At 71.6% G+C, this 18,862-nt stretch carries 24 protein-coding genes; 9 read left to right on the top strand and 15 right to left on the bottom strand.

Translation table 11 applies throughout. From position 1 onward, the window contains the following. Positions 1–11: 11 nt before the first annotated feature. From V1227_RS13265 to V1227_RS13295, 7 genes are all read right to left on the bottom strand, one after another. Positions 12–1,145, bottom strand: a complete 1,134-nt coding sequence (locus V1227_RS13265; RefSeq protein ID WP_329792816.1) for a glycerate kinase family protein — start codon at positions 1,143–1,145, stop codon at positions 12–14. Between the two features lie 8 nt (positions 1,146–1,153). After that, positions 1,154–2,440: an SLC13 family permease gene (locus tag V1227_RS13270; RefSeq protein WP_329792818.1), complete on the bottom strand. Its 1,287-nt coding sequence runs from the start codon at positions 2,438–2,440 to the stop codon at positions 1,154–1,156. 64 nt (positions 2,441–2,504) lie between these two features. Next, positions 2,505–3,158, bottom strand: a complete 654-nt coding sequence (locus V1227_RS13275) for a response regulator transcription factor (RefSeq protein ID WP_236224635.1) — start codon at positions 3,156–3,158, stop codon at positions 2,505–2,507. Then, a complete protein-coding gene (locus V1227_RS13280; protein ID WP_329792821.1) occupies positions 3,155–4,450 on the bottom strand; it encodes a sensor histidine kinase in 1,296 nt (431 codons plus the stop codon). Before V1227_RS13280 ends, V1227_RS13275 begins: the two co-directional genes overlap by 4 nt. A gap of 1 nt (position 4,451) precedes the next feature. Next, positions 4,452–4,739, bottom strand: a complete 288-nt coding sequence (locus tag V1227_RS13285) for a hypothetical protein (RefSeq protein WP_329792823.1) — start codon at positions 4,737–4,739, stop codon at positions 4,452–4,454. A 67-nt stretch (positions 4,740–4,806) separates the two neighbouring features. After that, entirely contained in the window at positions 4,807–5,463 is a 657-nt protein-coding gene (locus tag V1227_RS13290) for a hypothetical protein (protein ID WP_329792825.1), read from the bottom strand. A 107-nt stretch (positions 5,464–5,570) separates the two neighbouring features. Next, positions 5,571–6,410: an ATP-grasp domain-containing protein gene (locus V1227_RS13295; RefSeq protein ID WP_329792826.1), complete on the bottom strand. Its 840-nt coding sequence runs from the start codon at positions 6,408–6,410 to the stop codon at positions 5,571–5,573. A gap of 203 nt (positions 6,411–6,613) precedes the next feature. On the opposite strand from V1227_RS13295, the gene V1227_RS13300 reads away from it, so the two are divergent. Together V1227_RS13300 and V1227_RS13305 are read left to right on the top strand one after the other, a co-directional pair. After that, positions 6,614–6,991: a hypothetical protein gene (locus tag V1227_RS13300; protein WP_329792828.1), complete on the top strand. Its 378-nt coding sequence runs from the start codon at positions 6,614–6,616 to the stop codon at positions 6,989–6,991. Between the two features lie 56 nt (positions 6,992–7,047). Beyond that, positions 7,048–7,515 (top strand): SRPBCC family protein, encoded by a 468-nt coding sequence (locus V1227_RS13305; RefSeq protein WP_329792830.1) that lies wholly within the window; start codon positions 7,048–7,050, stop codon positions 7,513–7,515. Between the two features lie 246 nt (positions 7,516–7,761). Here the strand turns inward: V1227_RS13305 and V1227_RS13310 are convergent, their stop codons facing one another. Then, complete coding sequence (locus tag V1227_RS13310) at positions 7,762–8,097, bottom strand: hypothetical protein (RefSeq protein WP_329792832.1); 336 nt, start codon at positions 8,095–8,097, stop codon at positions 7,762–7,764. 130 nt (positions 8,098–8,227) lie between these two features. Beyond that, positions 8,228–8,464, bottom strand: a complete 237-nt coding sequence (locus V1227_RS13315; RefSeq protein WP_329792834.1) for a hypothetical protein — start codon at positions 8,462–8,464, stop codon at positions 8,228–8,230. Positions 8,465–8,797: 333 nt separating this feature from the next. Here V1227_RS13315 and V1227_RS13320 point away from each other — a divergent pair, with 333 nt between their 5' ends. Genes V1227_RS13320 through V1227_RS13330 form a run of 3 tightly spaced genes read left to right on the top strand, consistent with a single transcriptional unit; the run spans position 8,798 to position 10,057 of the window. Further along, positions 8,798–8,977: a hypothetical protein gene (locus tag V1227_RS13320; protein ID WP_329792836.1), complete on the top strand. Its 180-nt coding sequence runs from the start codon at positions 8,798–8,800 to the stop codon at positions 8,975–8,977. Positions 8,978–8,995: 18 nt separating this feature from the next. After that, positions 8,996–9,241 carry an SRPBCC family protein gene (locus V1227_RS13325; RefSeq protein WP_329794017.1) on the top strand — a complete coding sequence of 82 codons (246 nt, stop codon included), beginning with the start codon at positions 8,996–8,998 and terminating at the stop codon, positions 9,239–9,241. 6 nt (positions 9,242–9,247) lie between these two features. Then, positions 9,248–10,057 carry a glycosyltransferase family 4 protein gene (locus V1227_RS13330; RefSeq protein WP_329792838.1) on the top strand — a complete coding sequence of 270 codons (810 nt, stop codon included), beginning with the start codon at positions 9,248–9,250 and terminating at the stop codon, positions 10,055–10,057. Here V1227_RS13330 and V1227_RS13335 read toward each other — a convergent pair. Then, entirely contained in the window at positions 10,049–10,429 is a 381-nt protein-coding gene (locus V1227_RS13335; protein ID WP_329792840.1) for an NAD-binding protein, read from the bottom strand. The two genes, V1227_RS13330 and V1227_RS13335, sit on opposite strands and share 9 nt — an antisense overlap. Next, positions 10,426–10,737, bottom strand: a complete 312-nt coding sequence (locus V1227_RS13340; protein ID WP_329792842.1) for a DUF3099 domain-containing protein — start codon at positions 10,735–10,737, stop codon at positions 10,426–10,428. Before V1227_RS13340 ends, V1227_RS13335 begins: the two co-directional genes overlap by 4 nt. 614 nt (positions 10,738–11,351) lie before the next feature. Between V1227_RS13340 and V1227_RS13345 the strand changes: the two genes are divergently transcribed. Further along, positions 11,352–11,603, top strand: a complete 252-nt coding sequence (locus tag V1227_RS13345; RefSeq protein WP_329792844.1) for a hypothetical protein — start codon at positions 11,352–11,354, stop codon at positions 11,601–11,603. Here V1227_RS13345 and V1227_RS13350 read toward each other — a convergent pair. Beyond that, the gene (locus tag V1227_RS13350; protein WP_329792846.1) at positions 11,596–12,261 is read right to left on the bottom strand and encodes a hypothetical protein; all 666 of its coding nucleotides are present in this window, start codon (positions 12,259–12,261) and stop codon (positions 11,596–11,598) included. The two genes, V1227_RS13345 and V1227_RS13350, sit on opposite strands and share 8 nt — an antisense overlap. Positions 12,262–12,419: 158 nt before the next feature. Between V1227_RS13350 and V1227_RS13355 the strand changes: the two genes are divergently transcribed. Beyond that, positions 12,420–12,707 (top strand): WhiB family transcriptional regulator, encoded by a 288-nt coding sequence (locus tag V1227_RS13355; RefSeq protein WP_090098728.1) that lies wholly within the window; start codon positions 12,420–12,422, stop codon positions 12,705–12,707. After that, positions 12,707–13,564: a MerR family transcriptional regulator gene (locus V1227_RS13360; protein ID WP_329792848.1), complete on the top strand. Its 858-nt coding sequence runs from the start codon at positions 12,707–12,709 to the stop codon at positions 13,562–13,564. Before V1227_RS13355 ends, V1227_RS13360 begins: the two co-directional genes overlap by 1 nt. On the opposite strand, the gene V1227_RS13365 is transcribed toward V1227_RS13360, so the two are convergent. Further along, positions 13,545–14,915: a cryptochrome/photolyase family protein gene (locus V1227_RS13365; protein ID WP_329792850.1), complete on the bottom strand. Its 1,371-nt coding sequence runs from the start codon at positions 14,913–14,915 to the stop codon at positions 13,545–13,547. The genes V1227_RS13360 and V1227_RS13365 overlap by 20 nt on opposite strands. Before the next feature lie 210 nt (positions 14,916–15,125). Here V1227_RS13365 and qcrB point away from each other — a divergent pair, with 210 nt between their 5' ends. After that, positions 15,126–16,790, top strand: coding sequence for a cytochrome bc1 complex cytochrome b subunit (gene qcrB / locus V1227_RS13370; RefSeq protein WP_329794018.1), 1,665 nt, complete (start codon positions 15,126–15,128; stop codon positions 16,788–16,790). A gap of 4 nt (positions 16,791–16,794) precedes the next feature. On the opposite strand, the gene V1227_RS13375 is transcribed toward qcrB, so the two are convergent. Together V1227_RS13375 and V1227_RS13380 are read right to left on the bottom strand one after the other, a co-directional pair. Next, positions 16,795–17,454, bottom strand: coding sequence for a response regulator transcription factor (locus V1227_RS13375; RefSeq protein WP_329792852.1), 660 nt, complete (start codon positions 17,452–17,454; stop codon positions 16,795–16,797). Next, entirely contained in the window at positions 17,451–18,659 is a 1,209-nt protein-coding gene (locus tag V1227_RS13380; RefSeq protein WP_329792854.1) for a sensor histidine kinase, read from the bottom strand. Before V1227_RS13380 ends, V1227_RS13375 begins: the two co-directional genes overlap by 4 nt. Between the last annotated feature and the right edge of the window lie 203 nt (positions 18,660–18,862).

Genomic DNA, 18,862 nt, shown 5'->3' on the forward strand with positions numbered 1-18,862 from the left:
CCGCCGCACGATCAGGCGAGCGCCGCGCCGACCAGGAGCAGCCGCAACGTGCGTTCCGTCGCGTCGGTGAGGAGCTCGGCGGTCGCGGCCATCGCGGTGTCCAGGGTGACCGGCGCGGCGATGATGCTGGCGTAGGCGTCGATGCCAGCGTCGTGGTTGACGCGGGCGTTCTCCCCGATGGTCCCGGCGAGCGCGATGACGGGCTTCCCGTGCTTCTTGGCCCGGCGCGCCACCTCCGCGGGCACCTTGCCGTGCGGCGTCTGGCCGTCGATCGCCCCCTCCGCGGTGATCACCAGGTCGGCGTGCGGCAGGCGGGCGTCGAGGTCGGAGTGCTCCAGGACGACCTCGAAGCGCGGGAGCAGCGTGGCGCCGAGTGCGTGCAGGCCCGCGCCGAGCCCGCCGGACGCGCCGCCGCCGGGCATGGTGCGCACGCCGGGGCCGAGCAGGTCCGCCCACGTGTCGAGGGCGTCGCTGAGCAGCTCGACCTGGGCGGGGGTCGCCCCCTTCTGCGGCCCGAACACGCGCGCCACGCCGCGGTCGCCGCACAGGACGTTGTGCTGGTTGCAGGCCACGGTGATCTCCACCTTGTCGAGTCTCGGGTCCACTTCGGACAGGTCGAGGGCGGTGGCGCCGGCCAGTGCCGCTCCCCCGCGTCCGATCTCCCGGCCTCGCGCGTCGGTGATGCGGGCGCCCAGTGCCTGCAACGCGCCCGCGCCGCCGTCGGACGTGCCGGAGTCCCCGCACCCGACCAGCACCTGGTCGACGCCGAGGTCCAGGGCGGCGCGGATGAGCTCGCCGACGCCGTACGTGGTGGTCGTGGCCGGGTCGCGGTGCCCGCGCGGGACGAGCCGCAGCCCCGCCGCCGCGGCCATCTCGACCACGGCCGTGCGGGGGCCCGGCCCGCCGAGGAGCGCGAAGTGCGACAGGACCTCCTCCCCGACCGGACCGGTGACGGCGACCGGCACGAGGGTGCCGTTCGTGGCTTCGGCGAGCGCCGCGGCCGAGCCCTCCCCGCCGTCGACGAGCGGCGTCTTGTCCACGACGGCGCCGGGGACGACGCGGTAGATGCCCCGCGCGATCGCGTCGGCGACGGCGCACGCGTCGAGTGACTCCTTGAACCCGCTGGGAGCGACCAGGAAACGCATGGGTGACCTCATTTCAGTGGGAGGCCGAGGTGTGGCCAGAGGTGGACGGAGCAGGCCAGGACGAGCGCACCGGTGACCGGGGCGAGGACGAGCGAGAGCTTGAGCAGGTGGCGGGGCCGGTAGGTGTGGGCGAAGAGCGCGACGGGTTTCGCCGACGACGAGAAGGTGTGGCAGAAGCCCGCGGCCGCGGTGGAGGCGAACGCGAGGGCGGCGGGGTTCATCCCGGCGGCCACGGCGAGCGGGATGACGATCGGGATCAGCACCGACGACCGCGCCGAGCGGGACTGCACGACGAGGTGCGCGAGGAGGCTCACCGCGATCACGGTCGGCAGCAGGTGGTCCGGGCTGATGAGCCCGGCGACGGACTCGGCGGCGCCGGAGCGGACGAGGGCGGTGCCGAGCACCGTGGTGGCGGCCATGAACAGCAGCAGCGACCACGGGATGTCGGCCAGCGCCGCCTTGAGCGTGGTGGTGCCGAGGCGCGGGCTGGTGATGGCGACGGCACCGGCGAGCGCGACGACCTCGGGCGGGACGTGGTGCCACGGCTCGGTGACCCAGGCGATCGAGACGGCCGCGAGGATGCCGAGGGACGTGGTCTCGGCGCTGGTGAGGGCCTTGGCGGGCACCGCCGTGCGCAGCGTCCCGGCCGGCGCCGCGAGCTCGACGGTGGGCGGGTCTGCGACGAGGGGCTGCCTGCGGTCAGCCCGTGCCGTGAACAGCCACAGCACCACCTCGGCCGTGACGTGCGCGCTGACGACCGCGAGCGGCAGCCCGAGCAGCAGCCACTGCCCGAAGCCGATCCCCTCCCCCGTCGCCTCCTCCAGCAGCGCACTGGTGATGAGGTGCGCTCCCGCGCCCACCAGCGTCGCCACCGCCGTCAGCAGGATCACCGACGGGAACAGCACCCCGAGCGCCCGCGACACCCGCGCGTTCACCCTCAGCTCCCGGTGCACGGGCAGGGTCAGGGCGGCGCGGCCCGAGGTCGACGGCACGAAGAAAGCCGTGAGGAGCAAGGCGAAAGCGGTCAGGTGCACGAGCCCGCGCACCGATCGCGCCCGGCCCATCAGCGAGGTCGCGAGCCGGGCGGGCAGGCCGGAGTCCGACACCCCGCGGGCGAGCACGAAGGCGGCGATCAGCAGCCACGTCGTCGGCCCGCCCAGCACCTCCAGCGCCGAGGCGGGCAGGACGCCGAACAGCAGCAAGACCACCACGGCGGCGAGGGCGACCAGCGTGTCGTCCAGCGGGGTGCACACCCACAGCACCACCGCCACCGCGAAGACCACCATCGTCAGCATCACGAGGACGATCCTGCGCGCGCAGGCTGATCCACGGGTGAGGCCCGGATGAAGGAGTTCTCATCTAGACGAGGCGGTAGCCCATGCCCCGCACGGTTTCCACGCGGTCGACGCCGATCTTGCGCCGCAGGGACCTCACGTAGACGTCGACCACGTTGGACCCCGGGTCGAAGTCGTAGCCCCAGACGTGCGACAGGATCTGCTCGCGCACCAGCACCTGCCCCGGATGCCGCAGGAACAGTTCCAGCAAAGCGAACTCGCGGGCCGTGAGGTCCACCGACCCGGACGGCAGCACCGCCTGGCGGGTGCGCAGGTCCAGCGACAACGTCCCGGCGGTCAGCACGGTGGCCTCGGGCACGCCGGGCGGGCGCAGCCGGAGCCGGACGCGGGCCAGCAGTTCCTCGAAGCGGAACGGCTTGGTCATGTAGTCGTCGGCGCCACCGGACAGCCCCGCCACGGTGTCGTGCACCGAGTCGCGGGCGGTCAGGATGATCACCGGGGTGGCCACGCCCTGCTCGCGCAGGGAGCGCAGGACCGAGAACCCGTCGAGGTCCGGCAGCCCCAGGTCGAGCACCACCAGGTCGAAGGAGGCGGCCCACGACAGCGCGTCCGCCCCCGAGGCGACCACGGAAGTGGTGAAGCCGTTGGCACGCAGGCCTTTCTCGACGAACGAGGCGATGCGCGCCTCGTCCTCCACGATCAGGATCCGGCCGGTCATCGAGGCACCTCCACCACGAACGTCGCTCCCTGCCCCGCCACCGAACGCACCCGCACCGCTCCCCCGTGCGCCTCGGCGATGGCCTTCACGATGGGCAGCCCCAGACCGGTGGAGCGGGAGAACAGCATCGACTCGTCGCTCACACCGGGGCCGGAGTCGGCCACCCAGAAGGAAACCACGCCGTCCACACCGGACCCGAAGCGGATGGTGCCACCGGAACCGGTGTGGCGCACGGCGTTCGACGCCAGCTGGAGCACCGCCTGGGTCACGCGTTGCGGGTCCAGCACGGCCTCCCCCTCCGCGATCGACTCGAGCACCCAGCGGCGGTCGCCGAGCGCGCGGAGCTTCGCGTCGATGTCACTGGTCAGCTCGGGCAGGCTCACGGCGACGGGCCGCAGGAAGTCCGGCCGTTCGGACTTGACCAGCAGCAGGAGGTCCTCGACGAGCCGGGCCATGCGGTCGAGCTCGTCGGTGCACAGCCGCACCACCTCCGCGCGCTCCTGCGGCGAGTCGCCGAGCAGTTCCAGGTGGCCGCGCACGATCGTGATGGGCGTGCGGAGCTCGTGGGAGGCGTCGTCGAGGAACTGGCGCTGCAGCCGGAACGAGCGGTCGAGCCGGTCGAGCATCGAGTTGAACTGCTGGGCGAGCGCGGCCACGTCGTCGTTGCCGGAGACCGGGATGCGGCGCGTGAGGTCGGCCTCGGTGATCTCGGCGGCGGCCTGGCGGACCACGCGGACCGGAGCGAGGATCGCGCCCGCGACGAACCACGCGATCAGCGCGGCGATCAGCAGGCCCGCCAGCGAGACGAGCACCAGCACGCGCACCGTGGAGTGCACCGGCGCGTGCACGCCGTCTTCGAAGTAGCCGGTGACGAACCACATCTCCGCCGGCGCCACCGTGTGCACCTTCGCCCAGCGGAACGGGCCGGCGGGGGTGGCGACGACGCCCCAGGGTTCCGCCGCCGAGGTGATGCCGCTGAGCGCCGCGCGGTCCTTCTCCAGCTCGTAGGTGACCTCGGAGCGCTGGACCAGCACGCGGCCCGGCAGCACGGCGACGTGGAGCTCGTGCTGGTCGGGGTACTGCAGGCGCATGTGGGCGTCGGCCACGGCACCGGCGTCACCGGTGTGGTTCTCGGCGTAGGTGCTGAACTCGTTGGTCTCCTGCTCGAGGGCGCGGTTGACGCGGTCGTCGACGTCCACGAGCAGGAAGCGCCACACCACGACCACGACGGTCGCGAGGACGAGCGCCATGAGGCCGAGGAGCCAGCACATGATCTTCACGCGTGCGGGCACGTCAGTCGTCCTCGCCGTCGTCGTCATCGACGGGTGGGGGCGGTGGCAGCACCGAACCGGGGGCGGGCGTGGGTGCGGGCACCGCGGTGGAGGTGGGGGCGGACGGGACCGACCGTCCGATCCGGACCTCGGGCGCACGCACGTCGGGCGGTACAGGCCGCACCACCGTCAGCACGAGCAGCACGGCCGCGAACGCGCACACCACGCTGAGCACGGCCACGAGGACCGTGCCGGTGCGGGCGGACGGCAGCATGCGGCCGAGCCTGCCCCAGCCCACCGGATCGCGCATGAGGACAAGATGAAGATCTCTTCATCCACCGCTTCGCGCGAACGTCCGGGGTGGAGTCGTAGGCGTGCTACGGCGCGAGTGCGAAGCCGGCCCGGATCTGGGCTATCAGGACGTCGAGGTCCGCGACCGGCGGGATGTCGGCCGCCGTGGTGGCCAGCAGCCGTGCGGTCTCGGCAGCGGCCCGCCGGTCCTGCCGCGGTTCGGGGATGCCGGCGATGCGAGCGCGCCCGTTCGGGCCGCGGGTGATCGTGACCGCGCCGAGGCGGTGCCGCACCAGCGGCCGGGTGGAGTCGAGCAGGAAGTGGTCGAAGACCAGGGGTGTGCCGACCCCGCCGTGTCCGGCGCGCTCGAGCTCGCGCTGGTCGAACCGCAGCAGCGCGCGCCTGAGCGACCCGTTCTCGAGGCGCTGGTCCCGCAGCAGGATCGAGTACCGGCGCGCGGGGTCGATGCGCACCTCGCGGTCGGCGGCGTTGTCGAGCAACCCGGCGAGGACGCGGTACCTGGCGGCCATCGGAGGTGTCGCGTGCCGGTCGGCTCGCAGTTCCGCGCGCACCAGCCACACCCCCACTCCCGCCGTGAAGGAGCAGACCGCCGCGGCCGCGACGCTGATCCACCCCAGGTGGGCCGAGAGGACAGCTCCGGCACCGGCCGTCGCGAGCACGACTGGCGTGAACGCGAACGCGCGGCGCAGCCAGCGGGGCGGAGGTGAGGACGATCGGCGCATACGACCTCCCGTGCAGGAACCGTCGTCGACTGATCGGTGGGACGGGAGCCGCCGTTACGGACCCGGCGCGGACCACGTCCACAGTGGACCCCGCCGCGGCGCAACCCTCAGATCAGCGCACCGACGAACGTCTCGGCGCGCAGGGAACGGGGCCGGTCGCTGACCTGCCCGTCCCCCAGCTCGACGACCCGCCACACCCCGTCGTCGCGCAGGGCCAGGTCCACGGTGACGAACGGGAGGCGCAGGCCGGCGACCAGCGGTTCGACCGCGGTGAGATCGACCTCCGCGTCGAACTCCCCGCCGGGGGCGTCCGGGTGCGGACCGGTCAACCGGCAGACGCCGTCCACCCACCAGGTCCTGACCTCGGCCGACACGAACCGCTCGAACCGCCGCAGGACGAACCCGCCCTGCAGGTCGTCACCGCGCAGCTCCCGGAAACGGCGGGCCACCGCCCAGGCACCGTCCCGGTCGGCGACGTCGGGGATGAACATCGCCTCGTCCCAGTGGTGCTTCATCGACTTGGTGTGGTCCCGCACCACCGCGGGGCCGGCGCCCAGCTCAGCGCACGCGCGGTCGAACTCCGCCCTGTCGTGCCCGGTGGTCCACACGGACAACGGCGTGACCGCCGCCAGCGCCTCGTACCACCCCGGCAGTTCGTGTGCCTTGCGGTAGTGCGCCTCTCCCGTGCGCAGCATGACGCCACGTCGGCGCAACGCGGCGTCGAACTCCGCGTAGCGGGCGCTGCCGACCATCCAGCCGCGGTACAGCGCGTCGCCCGATCCGGACACCCGCCTGACGGCCTGCTCGGCACCGCCGGGCCGTGTCATCGCGTCGTGGTCGACGTACGAGACCTCGAGGCCCGCGGCACGAGCGGCGGCGGCCTCGGCCGCGAAGTGGTCGTCCACGCGGGCGGACCGCAGCACGTCGGAGGGGAACAGGAGGATCACTGGACCATCATCGTCGTGCCTTGACGCGATCTCCACGGAATTGCACACGGCCCCGAAGGCACCTGAAGCCGCGCGATCACCGGGCCGGCAGGACCTCGCACTCACACGCTCGGGTGCATCGATCGCATCCGAACTCTGCGGATCGTTTTTGAGTCGATTTTTTGGGTACCGCTCTACCGGTGAGGATCGCGGAGGGAGCAGCCATGTCCGAGAAGAGCCGCAGCGTGGTGGCGACACGGGCGCTGGGCGCGGCGACCGCCGTCTACAGCGCGGCACTGGTCGTCTCGCCGCGGGTGCTGGCGAAGCCGACGGGCCTGACCACCTCGCGAGACGAGGTGCCCGCGCCGGTGCGGACGCTGGTGGCCGCGATCGGCGCGCGGGATGTCGCCATCGGCACGGCCATGGCGCTCGCCAAGCCCGGCGGGGTGCTGCGGGCAGCGGTCATGACGCGGGTGGCGGCGGACCTCGCCGACGCCGCGGTGTTCGGCCTCACCCTCCCGGATCGCACGGCACGCCGGAAGGTCGCGGTCTTCGCCCTGTGCTGGGCGGCGCTGTGCGGCGTGTCCGGGCTGCGCCGCTGACCGGGCGATCTCCGCGACCACGATTCCCAGTTGTCCAACAGTCAGGAGTTCACGTCATGAGCACGATCACGAAGTCCGTCGACGTCCACGCCGACGTGACGAGCGTCTACAACCAGTGGACCCAGTTCGCCGAGTTCCCGCGGTTCATGGAGGGCGTCGACGAGATCCGGCAGCTGGACGACACGCACACCCACTGGACCGTGAGCATCGCCGGCGTGAAGCGCGAGTTCGACGCCACGATCACCGAACAGCATCCGGACGAGCGGGTCGCCTGGCGCTCGGACTCCGGTCCCGACCACGCCGGTGTCGTGACGGTGCACCGGCTCGACGAGGACCACACCCGCGTCACGGTGCAGATGGACATCGACCCGGAGGGGTTCGTCGAGAACGTCGCCGACAAGCTCGGAGTGCTCGACCGGCGCGTCCAGGGCGACCTCGACCGGTTCAAGGACTTCATCGAGAACCGCGGTGGTGCCGAGACCGGCGCCTGGCGCGGTGACGTCGAGCGCCCCGGTCAGTTCTGACCGCGGCCCCCGATCCGCCGCGGTGTTCCGGCCGAGTCCAGGTGGGGCCTCGTACCCGGCGCGGAACACCGCGGCGCCCCCGTGTGGGGCGAACATGCTGAAGCGCCCGGCTGCAAGGTGCAGCCGGGCGCTTCGCGAGAGGGCCTGAGCCACCGCGCGCCGCCACCGTCCTCGGGCCGTACCGGCCCCGAAGTGACCAACCGGTAGGTGCCGGTGAGTCGGCAGCGACGCGCGGTGTGCCGCGGATCAGCCCTTGTCGTGGCCGTGGTGGCCGTGGTGGCCGTGGCCGTGGTGGTCGTGGTGGTGGTGCTCGTGAACCTCGATGTCCGGGTTCGCGCACGCGCCGCTGTCGTTGTTGGAGAGGATCGGAACCGCGATGACGTTCACGTCCACGTGGCAGACGTTGATGTCGCTGAGCAGCTCCGAGTCGTCCAGGTTGACGAGGCCCACCTGGTGGGTGTGGTCGTACTCGGCCACGTAGGCCGCCATGTCATCCCAATCGCTCTGCGACGCGAACGCGGGCGTACCCATCATCATGAAACCCGCACCGATAGCGGCGACGGCGAATGCCTTCTTCAGCATAGTGATCTCTCCTCACGAACCAGCCGTTGAAATTACACGTGCTACGAAGGAGGAACGGAGCGCCGGTGTCCGCCGAGGCCCCGTTCCCCGGTCACAGGACGGCGCACCGCAACGCGGGCGCCGTCGCGCGTCACTTGTCGTCGGGGTTGGCGCAGAGGCCGCTGTCGTTGTCGGACAGCACCGGCACCGCGATGACGTTGACGTCGATGAAGCAGGCGTTGATGTCGCTGACCACCTCGGAGTCGTTCAGGTCGACGAGGCCGAGCTGGTCGGTGATGTCCAGCTCAGGGGCATCGGCCAGCGCGGGGGTACCAAAACCGAGGAAGGCGCCCGCGATAGCGACGGCCGCCCCTGCCTTCTTCAGCACAGAATTCTCCTTGCTCGATTCTCCGCAACAGATTGCGTCGGCGACCAACGTCGTCCGCAAGTCCGGCGGAACCGTACCCAAACAATCGGGGGGTGATCAAACCGAAGGGCGGCAAGAAAGCCGAAAGCCTCATCTTTCTCACACTTTGGAGTGATGCTCGGCCATTCGGCTTTAGGCCTCGTTCAGCGGCCTAGCAGGCACTATCTCCGAGCTCCGCGAACACATCCTGCTATGGGGTGAAAAATTGCGGCACACGCGCCCCGGAAGACGACCGGCGACGCCGGCGAGCCCGGTCGTCGTGCACGCCCGGGCCGCCGGTGTTCGACTGGAAAGGTGCCCCGGAGAAGCGTCTCCGTCACCGCCACCGTGCACGCGCCCGCCGCGAAGATCTTCGACCTGCTGACCGACCCGTCGATGCACCCGCTGATCGACGGGTCCGGCTCCGTCCGCGCGCCGCTGCCCGGCGCGCCGGGCCGGCTGGAGCCCGGGTCCGCGTTCGGCATGGACATGTAGATCGGCCTGCCGTACCGGATCGAGAACACGGTGGTCGAGTTCGAGGAGAACCGGCTGATCGCGTGGCGGCACTTCAACGGTCACCGCTGGCGCTGGCGGCTCGCCCCGCTCGGCGAGGACGTCACCGAGGTCACCGAGACGTTCGACTGGTCGACCGCCCGGCTTCCCCTGCTGTTCGACCTCTCCCCCGTCCCGCGGCGCAACACAGCGTCGATGAAGCGGTCGCTGGACCGGCTCGCGGACCTCTTCGGCGCGACCGCCTGACTCGTCGTGCAGGCGCCGTGGCGGCGGGCGGACCAGGTGATCACCATCGGTGGCAGGCAGGACGAGGTGCTGGCGCACTTCCCCCAGCTCACCCCCGGAACGCTGATGGCACTCGAGGAGGGCATCACGCCGGGTCCCGCGCCGGCGGAGCGGTCGCTGGTGGAGGAGCTGTTCGTCCCGTCGGCGCTACCTCGTCTGGACGCGGGTGCGCGCGGCCTGCCCGTGCTGCTCAACGTGGGGCGGCTGCACCCGATGAAGCAGCAACCCCTGCTGGTGCGGGCGTGGCTGGAAGCGGGCCTGCAGCGCCGGACAGCGCTGGTGGTCATCGGCGGTTCGTCCACCGACAGGACGCCGGACGAGCAGGCGGTGCTCGACGAGGTCCTCGCGCTGGCCCGGTCGACGCCCTCGACACGAGGGCGGCTCGCCGTGCTGCCCGCCTGGTCCAACGACGACGTCCGGCGGTTGCAGCACGAGCTGGCGGCCGCCCCACCGCCTTCCGGGGCGCCGCACGTGTACGCCTGCTCCAGCGTGAAGGAGGAGTTCGGCATCGCGGTGCTCGAAGCCATGGAAGCCGGGCTGCTCGCGGTGGGACCGCGGCGCGGCGGCCTGTCGTGCTACGTCGACCAGGGGCGCAACGGGTTCCTGGTCGACACGTCGACCGCCCGGTCGCCGGGCGAGGGGCTCGCGCACGTCGTCGGTCTCGGCGCCGCCACCGCCCCGGTCGCGGCGGCCGGGCAGCGGACGGTGCACGAGCGGTTCGACATCGACACCGTGGCGGAGCCGTTCGCGGCGCTCTACCGCCGATTGTCAGGCTGACCGGGCATGCACGAACACGTCGTCCGCGCCCAGCCTGGTGAACAGCTCCTGGTTGGCCGGCTCGCGCACCGCGACGGTGATGATCGCGGTGCGGTTGAGGCTGCGCGCGGCCGCGGTGACGAGCAGGCCGTCCCGGTCGTCCCCGACGGCGACGACCACGCGTGCGGCGAACGGCGTTCCCGCCCGCTGCAGCGCGCAGAGGTCCCGCCCGTCACCGCGGAGGACCTCGGCGCCGTTGGCAAGGGCGCCGGTCAGCGCGACCTCGTCCACGTCGAGCACCACGACTGCGGACGGCCGCGAGTTCAGCGGGAGGTGCCGCAGCACGTCCAGCGCGGCGTCTCCGTAGCCGACGACGACGGTGCGGCCGTTCACCGCGGCTCCTTCCCCGTGCGGGCCGGCAGGATCGCCCGGCGCGAGGGCCGCAGGCGCTGGACGTCCTCCGCCTTGCGCGGTGGCCGGTCGTTGGCGATGAGCACGGCCATCCACGGCAGCGGTACCGACAGCAGGATGAACACGAGTGCGAGCCACCAGATCTCGGCGAACAGCACGGCCAGCACGATGCACGGGATGCGCAGGCTCATCATCGTGGCGTACCTGCGGCGGCGTGCGGCGAGCTGGTCCTGGTACGACGGCGCGGCCGAGGTGATCAGCACGGGGCCTTCGTGGCGTTGGGTGTTCACAGGCAGACCTCCGTTTCCCTCTGTGGTTCGCACCGGACACCGTTCAGGTTCGGGTTCCTTGCGTCACACCAAACTCCCCGAGCGAGGTGCATCCGCGGAGGCGGTGCCGGTCGTACCCCTCACGACCAGTTCCGCTCGACGGATGAGGAGTGCGTTCGATGCGCAACCGCATGATCGCCGCCGCACTGGCCTTCGGCATGGCTGTGGCCGGTGGTGTGGCCGTGGCCACACCACCGCCGCCTCCCCGGTGCCCGCGTCGGCCTCGCGCAAGGCGTGGGGGAACTTCTTCAAGGGGCGCACCGACCTGACGCTCGATCCCGCGGCCGCGGCGGTGGTGGTCGTCGGCCGCGAGACCCGTGCGGAGAGGGACCTGCCGGCTCCACCGGGAGCCGTGTGGAACCGCATCGCCGCCGAGACGGGGACGGCGGCCCCGCCGCGCCGGTGGCGTGCGTTGCTCGTGGTGGCCGCCGTGGCCGCGGTCGTAGGCGCCTCCGGTGCGATCGTGGTGGACCGCGTCTCCACGACTCCCGCGGCTGCCGAACAGGTTGTGGCTCGGGCAGATCTGGCGAAGCTCGCCGGCGCTCCGGACGGCGCCCGGGGCACCGCGCGGGGTCGTGCGCACCCCCGGTCGCACGGTGCTGCGGGTGTCCGTCGACGGGATGCCGGCACCGGACGGCCTGTACCAGGTGCGGCTCCACGACGGTGCCGCCACGATGATCCTGCTGGGCGTGCTCACGGGCGGCCAGGCCGACATGCCGTTGCCCGAAGGCGTCGACCTGCGGACCTACCGGGTGGTGGACGTGTCCGCCCAGCGACTGGGGCAGCAGGAGCACGGGACCAGCGTGCTCCAGGGCAACCTCAGCTGAGCGCGGGGCGGCGCAGCCGGAACAACGCCGTCGCCGCCCCGACGCACACCGACGCCACGGCCGCGATCACGGCCGGCACCGGCTGCCCGGCCTGGGCCGCGGCGACCACCACGGCGACGAGGGCCCACGCCACGCCGACGGGGCCGTCGACAGGAGCCCCGCTCTCGGCGAGGGCGGTGGTGAGGTTGACCCAGATCGCCACGCTGCTCCAGCCGGTGTAGACGCCCAGCATCGACCACAGCAGCACGCGCGGCGCCCGGTGCCACCGCGCGATGTCGGCGGCGTGGCGCAATGCGGTGGACAACGCCTTGAGCAGCGCGGTCACCATCACCACGAACACGGCCACGGTCGACCAGACCGGTTCCACCTCGGCGGCGACGAGCCACAGCGTGAACCCGGCGAAGACCACGGACAGCGGCCGCGCCAGCCGGTCGCGCACCTGCTGCCCCGGTGTCCGCGTGACCAGCGCCCAGACCGCGTAGGCCAGGCACAACGCCTCGACGAGGCCCCAGATCGAGAAGGCGTACCCGGCGGGGACGATCGCCGGTTCGCCGGCGCGGTCCGAGGTCGTGAACTCCCCGCCGCCGAGCGCGGTCACGAGGACCGGGCTCACGACCTGCCCCACCGCCAGCACGACGAGGACGACTCGCCAGGTCACCGCGGTTCGCCCATCAGCGGTCGGCAGCACACCGGTCCCCTCTCGCTCGTCCCCATCGTGGCGGAGCGGCCCGCATGACAGCCGCCTCGGATTGCGTCGATTCTGAGTCGATTCTAGTATCGACAGGTCACCAGGTTGCCCAGCCGAGGATGTGTGCCATGCCTGAACTGTCCCGCCTGCCTCAACCGGTCACCGAAGCGTGGGACTGGCAGCTGTCCGGTCTCTGCCGTGGCATGGACAGCGCCTACTTCTTCCACACCCCGAACGAACGCGGCGCCGCCCGGGAGAAGCGCGAGGCCGCGGCCAAGGCGATCTGCCACCGCTGCCCCGTGATGGAGAAGTGCCGTGCCCACGCCCTGGAGGTGCAGGAGACCTTCGGCATCTGGGGCGGGCTCGGCGAGAGCGAGCTGCGGGCCATGCTCTCCCGCCGCCTGCGCCAGTCGTGATGTACCCGCCGCGCGCGGTCGCGGCCATGATCGGGGTGTCGCCGAGCACCCTGAAGACGTGGGACCAGCGCTACGGTCTCGGTCCCTCCGCGCGCACCGGCGGTGGGCACCGCCGCTACGACGAGGACGACGTGGCCGTGCTGCGCCGCATGATCGCGCTGACCGGGCAGGGCGTGGCACCGGCCGCGGCGGCCGAACTGGCACGGCAGGTTCCCGCGCCGCGGACGACGCCCGCCACGCTGAGCGAGGACGTGGCGAGCACCGCGAGGAAGGGCTTCCTGAACGCGGCACGGCGGCTGGACGAGCCGCTCATGTCGGACCTCGCCGCGAAGCTCGTCACCGAGCACGGTGTCGTGCCGTCGTGGGACTCGGTCTTCGTGCCGTGCCTGGCGGAGCTCGGGGCGGTGGTGACGGACTCGGGCCGGGGTGTGGAGGTCGAGCACCTGGCCAGCTCCAGCATCCTGAGCACCTTCCGCGCCGTGCCGCGTCCCGACAAGCCCGGAGTCCTCGCCGCGCTGCTGTCCTGCGCGCCGGAGGAGCAGCACGTGCTCGCGTTGGAGGCCCTGGGGGCGGCGTTGTCCGAAGCGGGTTCCTGGTGGCGCAACCTGGGTGCCCGTGTGCCGCCGGAGGCCCTGTGCGATGCCGTGGAACGGCTGCGGCCGGCCGTGGTGGTGATCTGGGCCCACAGCGCCGAGCTGGCGTCGCTCGTGCCGTTGCGGGAGCTCCGCACCGGTTCCGAGGCCCTGCTCGCCGTGGCCGGACCGGGGTGGGCGGGCATCGCGGCGCCCTCGTTCGTGCGCAGGCCCGGCGACCTGGCGGAGGCGGTCCAGCTCGTGCTCAGCCGCGCCGGGACCTGAGTTCCCTCCTGGCGCCGGAGAACCGGGCGTGGGCCTCTTGCAGGTCCACGATCGGCGCGGGATAGCCGAGTCCTCCGCGCGCAACCGGATCGAGGTCCCACGGCCGGTGCACCGCCGGTCCCGCGACGGACCCCAGCTCCGGCACGTACCGGCGCACGTAGTCGCCGTCGGGATCGTGGTTCTCCGCCTGCCACAACGGGTCCATGACGCGGTCGGGCCGGGTGTCGGTGCCCGTCCCGGCCATCCACTGCCAGTTGAGCTGGTTGGCGGCCAGGTCGCCGTCGACGAGGTGCCGCAGGAAGAACCGCGCTCCCGGCCGCCAGTCGAGGTACAGGGTCTTGCACAGGAAGCTCGCGGCCAGCAGCCGTGCCCGGTTGGACAACCAGCCTTCGGCGACGAGCTGGCGCTGAGCGGCGTCGACGACCGGGTACCCCGTCCGGCCCTCCTGCCACGCGAGCAGCTCGTCCGGCGCGTCACGCCACCGGTCCCCCTGCCCGCGGTAGTCCTCCCACGCCACCTCCGGGCGGGCGGCCAGCACCTGGTCGTAGAAGTCGCGCCACGCCAGCTGCCGGGCGAACTTGCGGGCGTCCTCCGTGGTGTCGCCCGTCGCGCACCGCACCTCGGCCCCGGACAGGCACCCGAAGTGCAGGTACGGCGACAGCCGGGAGGTGGTCCGCGTCAGCAGGCCGGCAGCTTGCTCCGCGAAGCCGTTCACCCCCTCGTCCAGCCAGGACCGCAACCGCTCGCGCCCGGCGGTTTCCCCGCCTGCCGGAAGCCTTTCTGCCGGTTCTCCCGCGCAGAACTCCTCCGCCGCCGGCAGCGCGCCCACGTCCAGCGGAGGCAGCCGCAGACCCGTCGGCGCGGGAAGGGGCGGTCGTGGTGGAATCCGGCTCCACTTCTGGAAGTACGGCGTGAACACCCCGTCGTGGTGAGCGGGATCGCTTTGCAGCGCGGACGATGCCACGGCGCGGTGGACGTCGTGGTGCACGACGAGCCTATCTCCCACCACATCGCGCAGTCGTTGCTCACGGCCGTGCGCGAAAGCACTCGCATCGGCGGCGACGTGGACGCGCGTCACTTCGTGCTGCCGCAGCAACTCCGACACCACGGACTCCGGCGCACCACGACGGACGACGAGCGCCGCTCCCCTCGCTTGCAGGCTCGCGTGCAGGTCGTGCAAGCTGTCGGCGAGGAACGCCGCGCGGTTCGGGTTCGCGAAACCCGTGGCCACGAGGCGTTCGTCGAGCACGTACAACGGAATCACGTGGTCCGCGTCGGCCGCGGCCCCGACGAGCACGGGGTTGTCGTGCACCCGCAGGTCGCGGGTGAACAGCGCGATGGACACAGCCATCTCCCCACCCTCGCACAGCGGCACGGGACTCCGCCCGCTGAGAACGGTTCCCCGCGATGGGCGACGACTCTCAGCGTCCCTCACCTGGCTTCGTCACACCGTTGAGCAATGCGCCGTGCCCGTGCCTATGGTGAGACCGGAGAACGGTTGGTTCGTTGCCCGCGGCGTCCACGTCGAGGCTGTGGGTCCGGCGTTCTGGGAGCGGAAGTCATGAGTGCCATCACCACGCCGACGAAGCCGGCCAAGACGGCCGGACGCGTCGCAGGGGCGGCGGCCAACGCTGCCGACGAGCGCTTGCACGCGGCCTCGGGGTTGCGCAAGCAGTTGAACAAGGTCTTTCCGACGCACTGGTCGTTTCTGCTCGGTGAGATCGCGTTGTACAGCTTCATCGTGTTGTTGTTGTCGGGTACGTATCTCGCTCTGTTCTTCGATCCGTCGATGACGGAGGTCACCTACAACGGTGCGTTCGAGAACTTGCGTGGGATCGAGATGTCGCGGGCGTTCGCGTCCACGCTGGACATCTCGTTCGAGACCCGTGGTGGGTTGTTCGTGCGTCAGGTGCACCACTGGGCGGCGTTGCTGTTCATGGCGGCGATCGTGGTGCACATGTTCCGGATCTTCTTCACCGGTGCGTTCCGCAAGCCGCGTGAGATCAACTGGGTCATCGGCATCGTGTTGTTCATGCTGGGCGCGATCGAGGGTTTCCTGGGTTACTCGCTGCCCGATGACCTGTTGTCGGGTACGGGTCTGCGGGTGATGGCGGCGTTGCTGATCTCGTTCCCGGTGATCGGTACGTGGTTGAACTGGTTGATGTTCGGCGGGGAGTTCCCGGGCACCGACATCATTCCGATGCTCTACACCGCGCACATCCTGATCATTCCGGCGATCATCCTGGGGTTGATCGCGGCGCATCTGGCGTTGGTGTGGTATCAGAAGCACACGCAGTTCCCGGGGGTGGGCCGCAAGGAGACCAACGTGGTCGGTGTGCGGATCATGCCGGTGTTCGCGGCCAAGGGTGGCGGGTTCTTCGCGATCGTGGTGGGTGTGATCGCGGTCATGGGTGGGGTGTTCCAGATCAACCCGATCTGGAACATCGGCCCGTACAACCCCGCGCAGGTGTCGGCGGGTTCGCAGCCGGACTGGTACATGGGCTGGACCGACGGTCTGGTGCGGATCTGGCCGGCGTGGGAGTTCTACCTGGGCAACTACACGATTCCGGCGCCGTTTTTGCCGTTCATCCTGGGGTTGCCGTTGCTGACCGGTATCGCGGCGGCGTATCCGTGGATCGAGCGCAGGATGACCAAGGACTACGCGCATCACAACCTGTTGCAGCGTCCGCGTGATGTGCCGGTGCGCACGTCGCTGGGGTGGATGGCGATCACGTACTTCATGGTGTTGTTGCTGATGGGTGCGAACGACATTTTCGCCTATCAGTTCGACATCTCGTTGAACTTGACGACGTGGATGGGCCGTATCGGCATGCTGGTGCTGCCGCCGGTGGCGTATTTCATCTCCTACCGGATCTGCATCGGCCTGCAGCGTGGTGACCGTGAGGTGCTCGAGCACGGTGTGGAGACGGGCATCATCAAGCGTTTGCCGCATGGTGAGTTCATCGAGGTCCACCAGCCGCTGGGCCCGGTGGACGAGCACGGGCATCCGATCGCGTTGGCGTATCAGGGTGCGTCGGTGCCGAAGAAGATGAACAAGCTCGGTTCGGCCGGTCATCCGGTCGCGGGTAGCACGTGGTCGCCGGACCCGGTCGAGGAGACCGTGGCGTTGCAGAACGCGCGCCGCCGGCGGAACGTGACCGAAGGCCTCAGCGCGGAGGCCACCGCGGGCCAGCTCGCGGGCAAGCCGTCCGACCCGAAGGCCTGACCGTTCACCCGCCAGGGCGCACGAACCCCGTCTCATAGGCGTGGACGACGGCGTGGACGCGGTCACGCAGGTCCAGTTTGGACAGCACTCTGCTGACGTGCGTCTTCACCGTCGTCTCGCCGAGGAAGAGCTGTGCCGCGATCTCGGCGTTGCCCGCCCCCTTGGCCAGCAGGGCGAACACCTCGCGCTCCCGGTCGGTGAGGCGCTCCAGGCGCGGGTCCGGTGGTGGCGCCGCGGGGGTGGCGAGGTGCCGTTCGACCAGCCGGCGCACGACCGCCGGCGCCATCGCCGCGTCCCCGCGCAGGACGGCGCGGATGGCGACGAGCATCTCCTCGCTCGTGGCGTCCTTGAGCAGGAACCCGCTGGCACCGTGGCGCAGGGCCTGGTCCACGTACTCGTCGAGGTCGAACGTGGTGATCACCAGAACCCTGGTGCCCGGGCTCGCCTCGCAGACCCGCCGGGTCGCCTCCACGCCGTCGAGCACCGGCATCCGGACGTCCATCAGCACCAGGTCGGGGCGGTGCTCGGTGGCGAGCCGCACCGCCTGAGCGCCGTCCGCGGCCTCGCCGATGAGCTCGAGGTCCGGCTGGCTGCTCACGATCATGCGCAACGCGCTGCGCATCAACTCCTGGTCGTCGCAGATCAGCACTCGTGCCCGGGTCACGTCCAGTCCGTCCCTTCCCCGCCGCCGACCGGCAGCACGGCCTCGACCGCGAACCCTCCGTCCGCGGTGCGCTCCGCGCTCACCGTTCCGCCGTACATGGCCACGCGTTCCCGCACACCCGCCAGACCGTGCCCGCCGGAGGACAGGTCGGCCAGCGGTCCGCGCGCGTCCGAGGCGGCGGTGTTGCGCACGCTCAGCCGCACCTCCCGGCGGTCGGCCGCCGTGCCCCAGTCCACCACCACCCGGGCCGAGGCGGGAGGGACGGCGTGCTTGAGGACGTTGGTCAGCGCCTCCTGCACGATCCGCACGACCTGCACCACCAGCCCTGCCGGCAGGTCGTCCGCCCCGCCGCGCTCGTCGAGCTCGGCGGTCAGCCCGGCGGCCCGCACACCGTCCACGAGGGCGCGGAGATCGGCGCCGGTGGGCTGCGGCGCGGTGCCGGTCGGTTCCCGGCGCAGCAGGTGCAGCATGCGCCGCAGCTCCCCCATCGCGTCGCGACCGCCCCGGCTGATGTCGCGCAACGCCTGCTCCACCTGGTCACCGCCACTCGTGAGCGACATGCGGGCGCCTTCCGCCTGCATCACCATCGTGCTCACCGCGTGCGCGACGACGTCGTGCATCTCGCGGGCGATCCGCGTGCGCTCCTCGGCCACCGCGGCGCGCGCCAGTGCCTCCTTCTCCCGTTCGGCCCGCACCGCGCGGTCCTCCACGGCGAGCAGGTACGCACGGCGAGCGGAGACGAACTCCCCCAGCAGCCAGCACGCGAGCAGCAGCGACACCACGAAGCCGACGGCGACCACGAACTCCCGCCACTGCCCCTCCCTGGCGTCGAGCGACCGCACCGCCCACCAGGACACGACGACCGCGCTGCCGGCGAGCGCGAGCCACACCTGGCGCCGCCTGCCGTAGACGGCCACCGAGTACAGGACCGGGGCCAGGGTGAGGTTCACGACCGGCACGAACGTGCCCCACGGCGACGTCAGGAACTCGAGCACGATGGTCGCGAGGACGACCGCCACCGCGGTGCCGGGCCGCTGACGGCGGATCAGCAGCGGTCCGACCAGGCCGACGACCACCGGCACCTGCAGCCACCACGGGGACCGGGTCACGAGGCCGACCGGCAGGGACGGCCACAGGAAGTACGCGACCAGTGCCAGGTCGAACACCAGCGGCCGCGCCCGCAGCCACCCCATCACCCGCCGCACGTCCACTCCAGGTCCGGCCCGCGCACGCGGGTCCCTCGCGCATCACACCCCGTCGGGTTCCCACCCGCAGGGTAGAGAACTCCGCCGCGTGCCGGGGTCCTCCTCCGAGCCCGACGACGTCCTCCTCGAGGAGGACACGGCGTCGTCCGCGCGGCCCGCCGAACGGACCCGGCGCAGGACGCGGTGCCCGGGACTGCGCACCG

The organism is Lentzea sp. DG1S-22, assembly GCF_036321065.1.
Classification (GTDB): Bacteria; Actinomycetota; Actinomycetes; order Mycobacteriales; family Pseudonocardiaceae; genus Lentzea; species Lentzea jiangxiensis.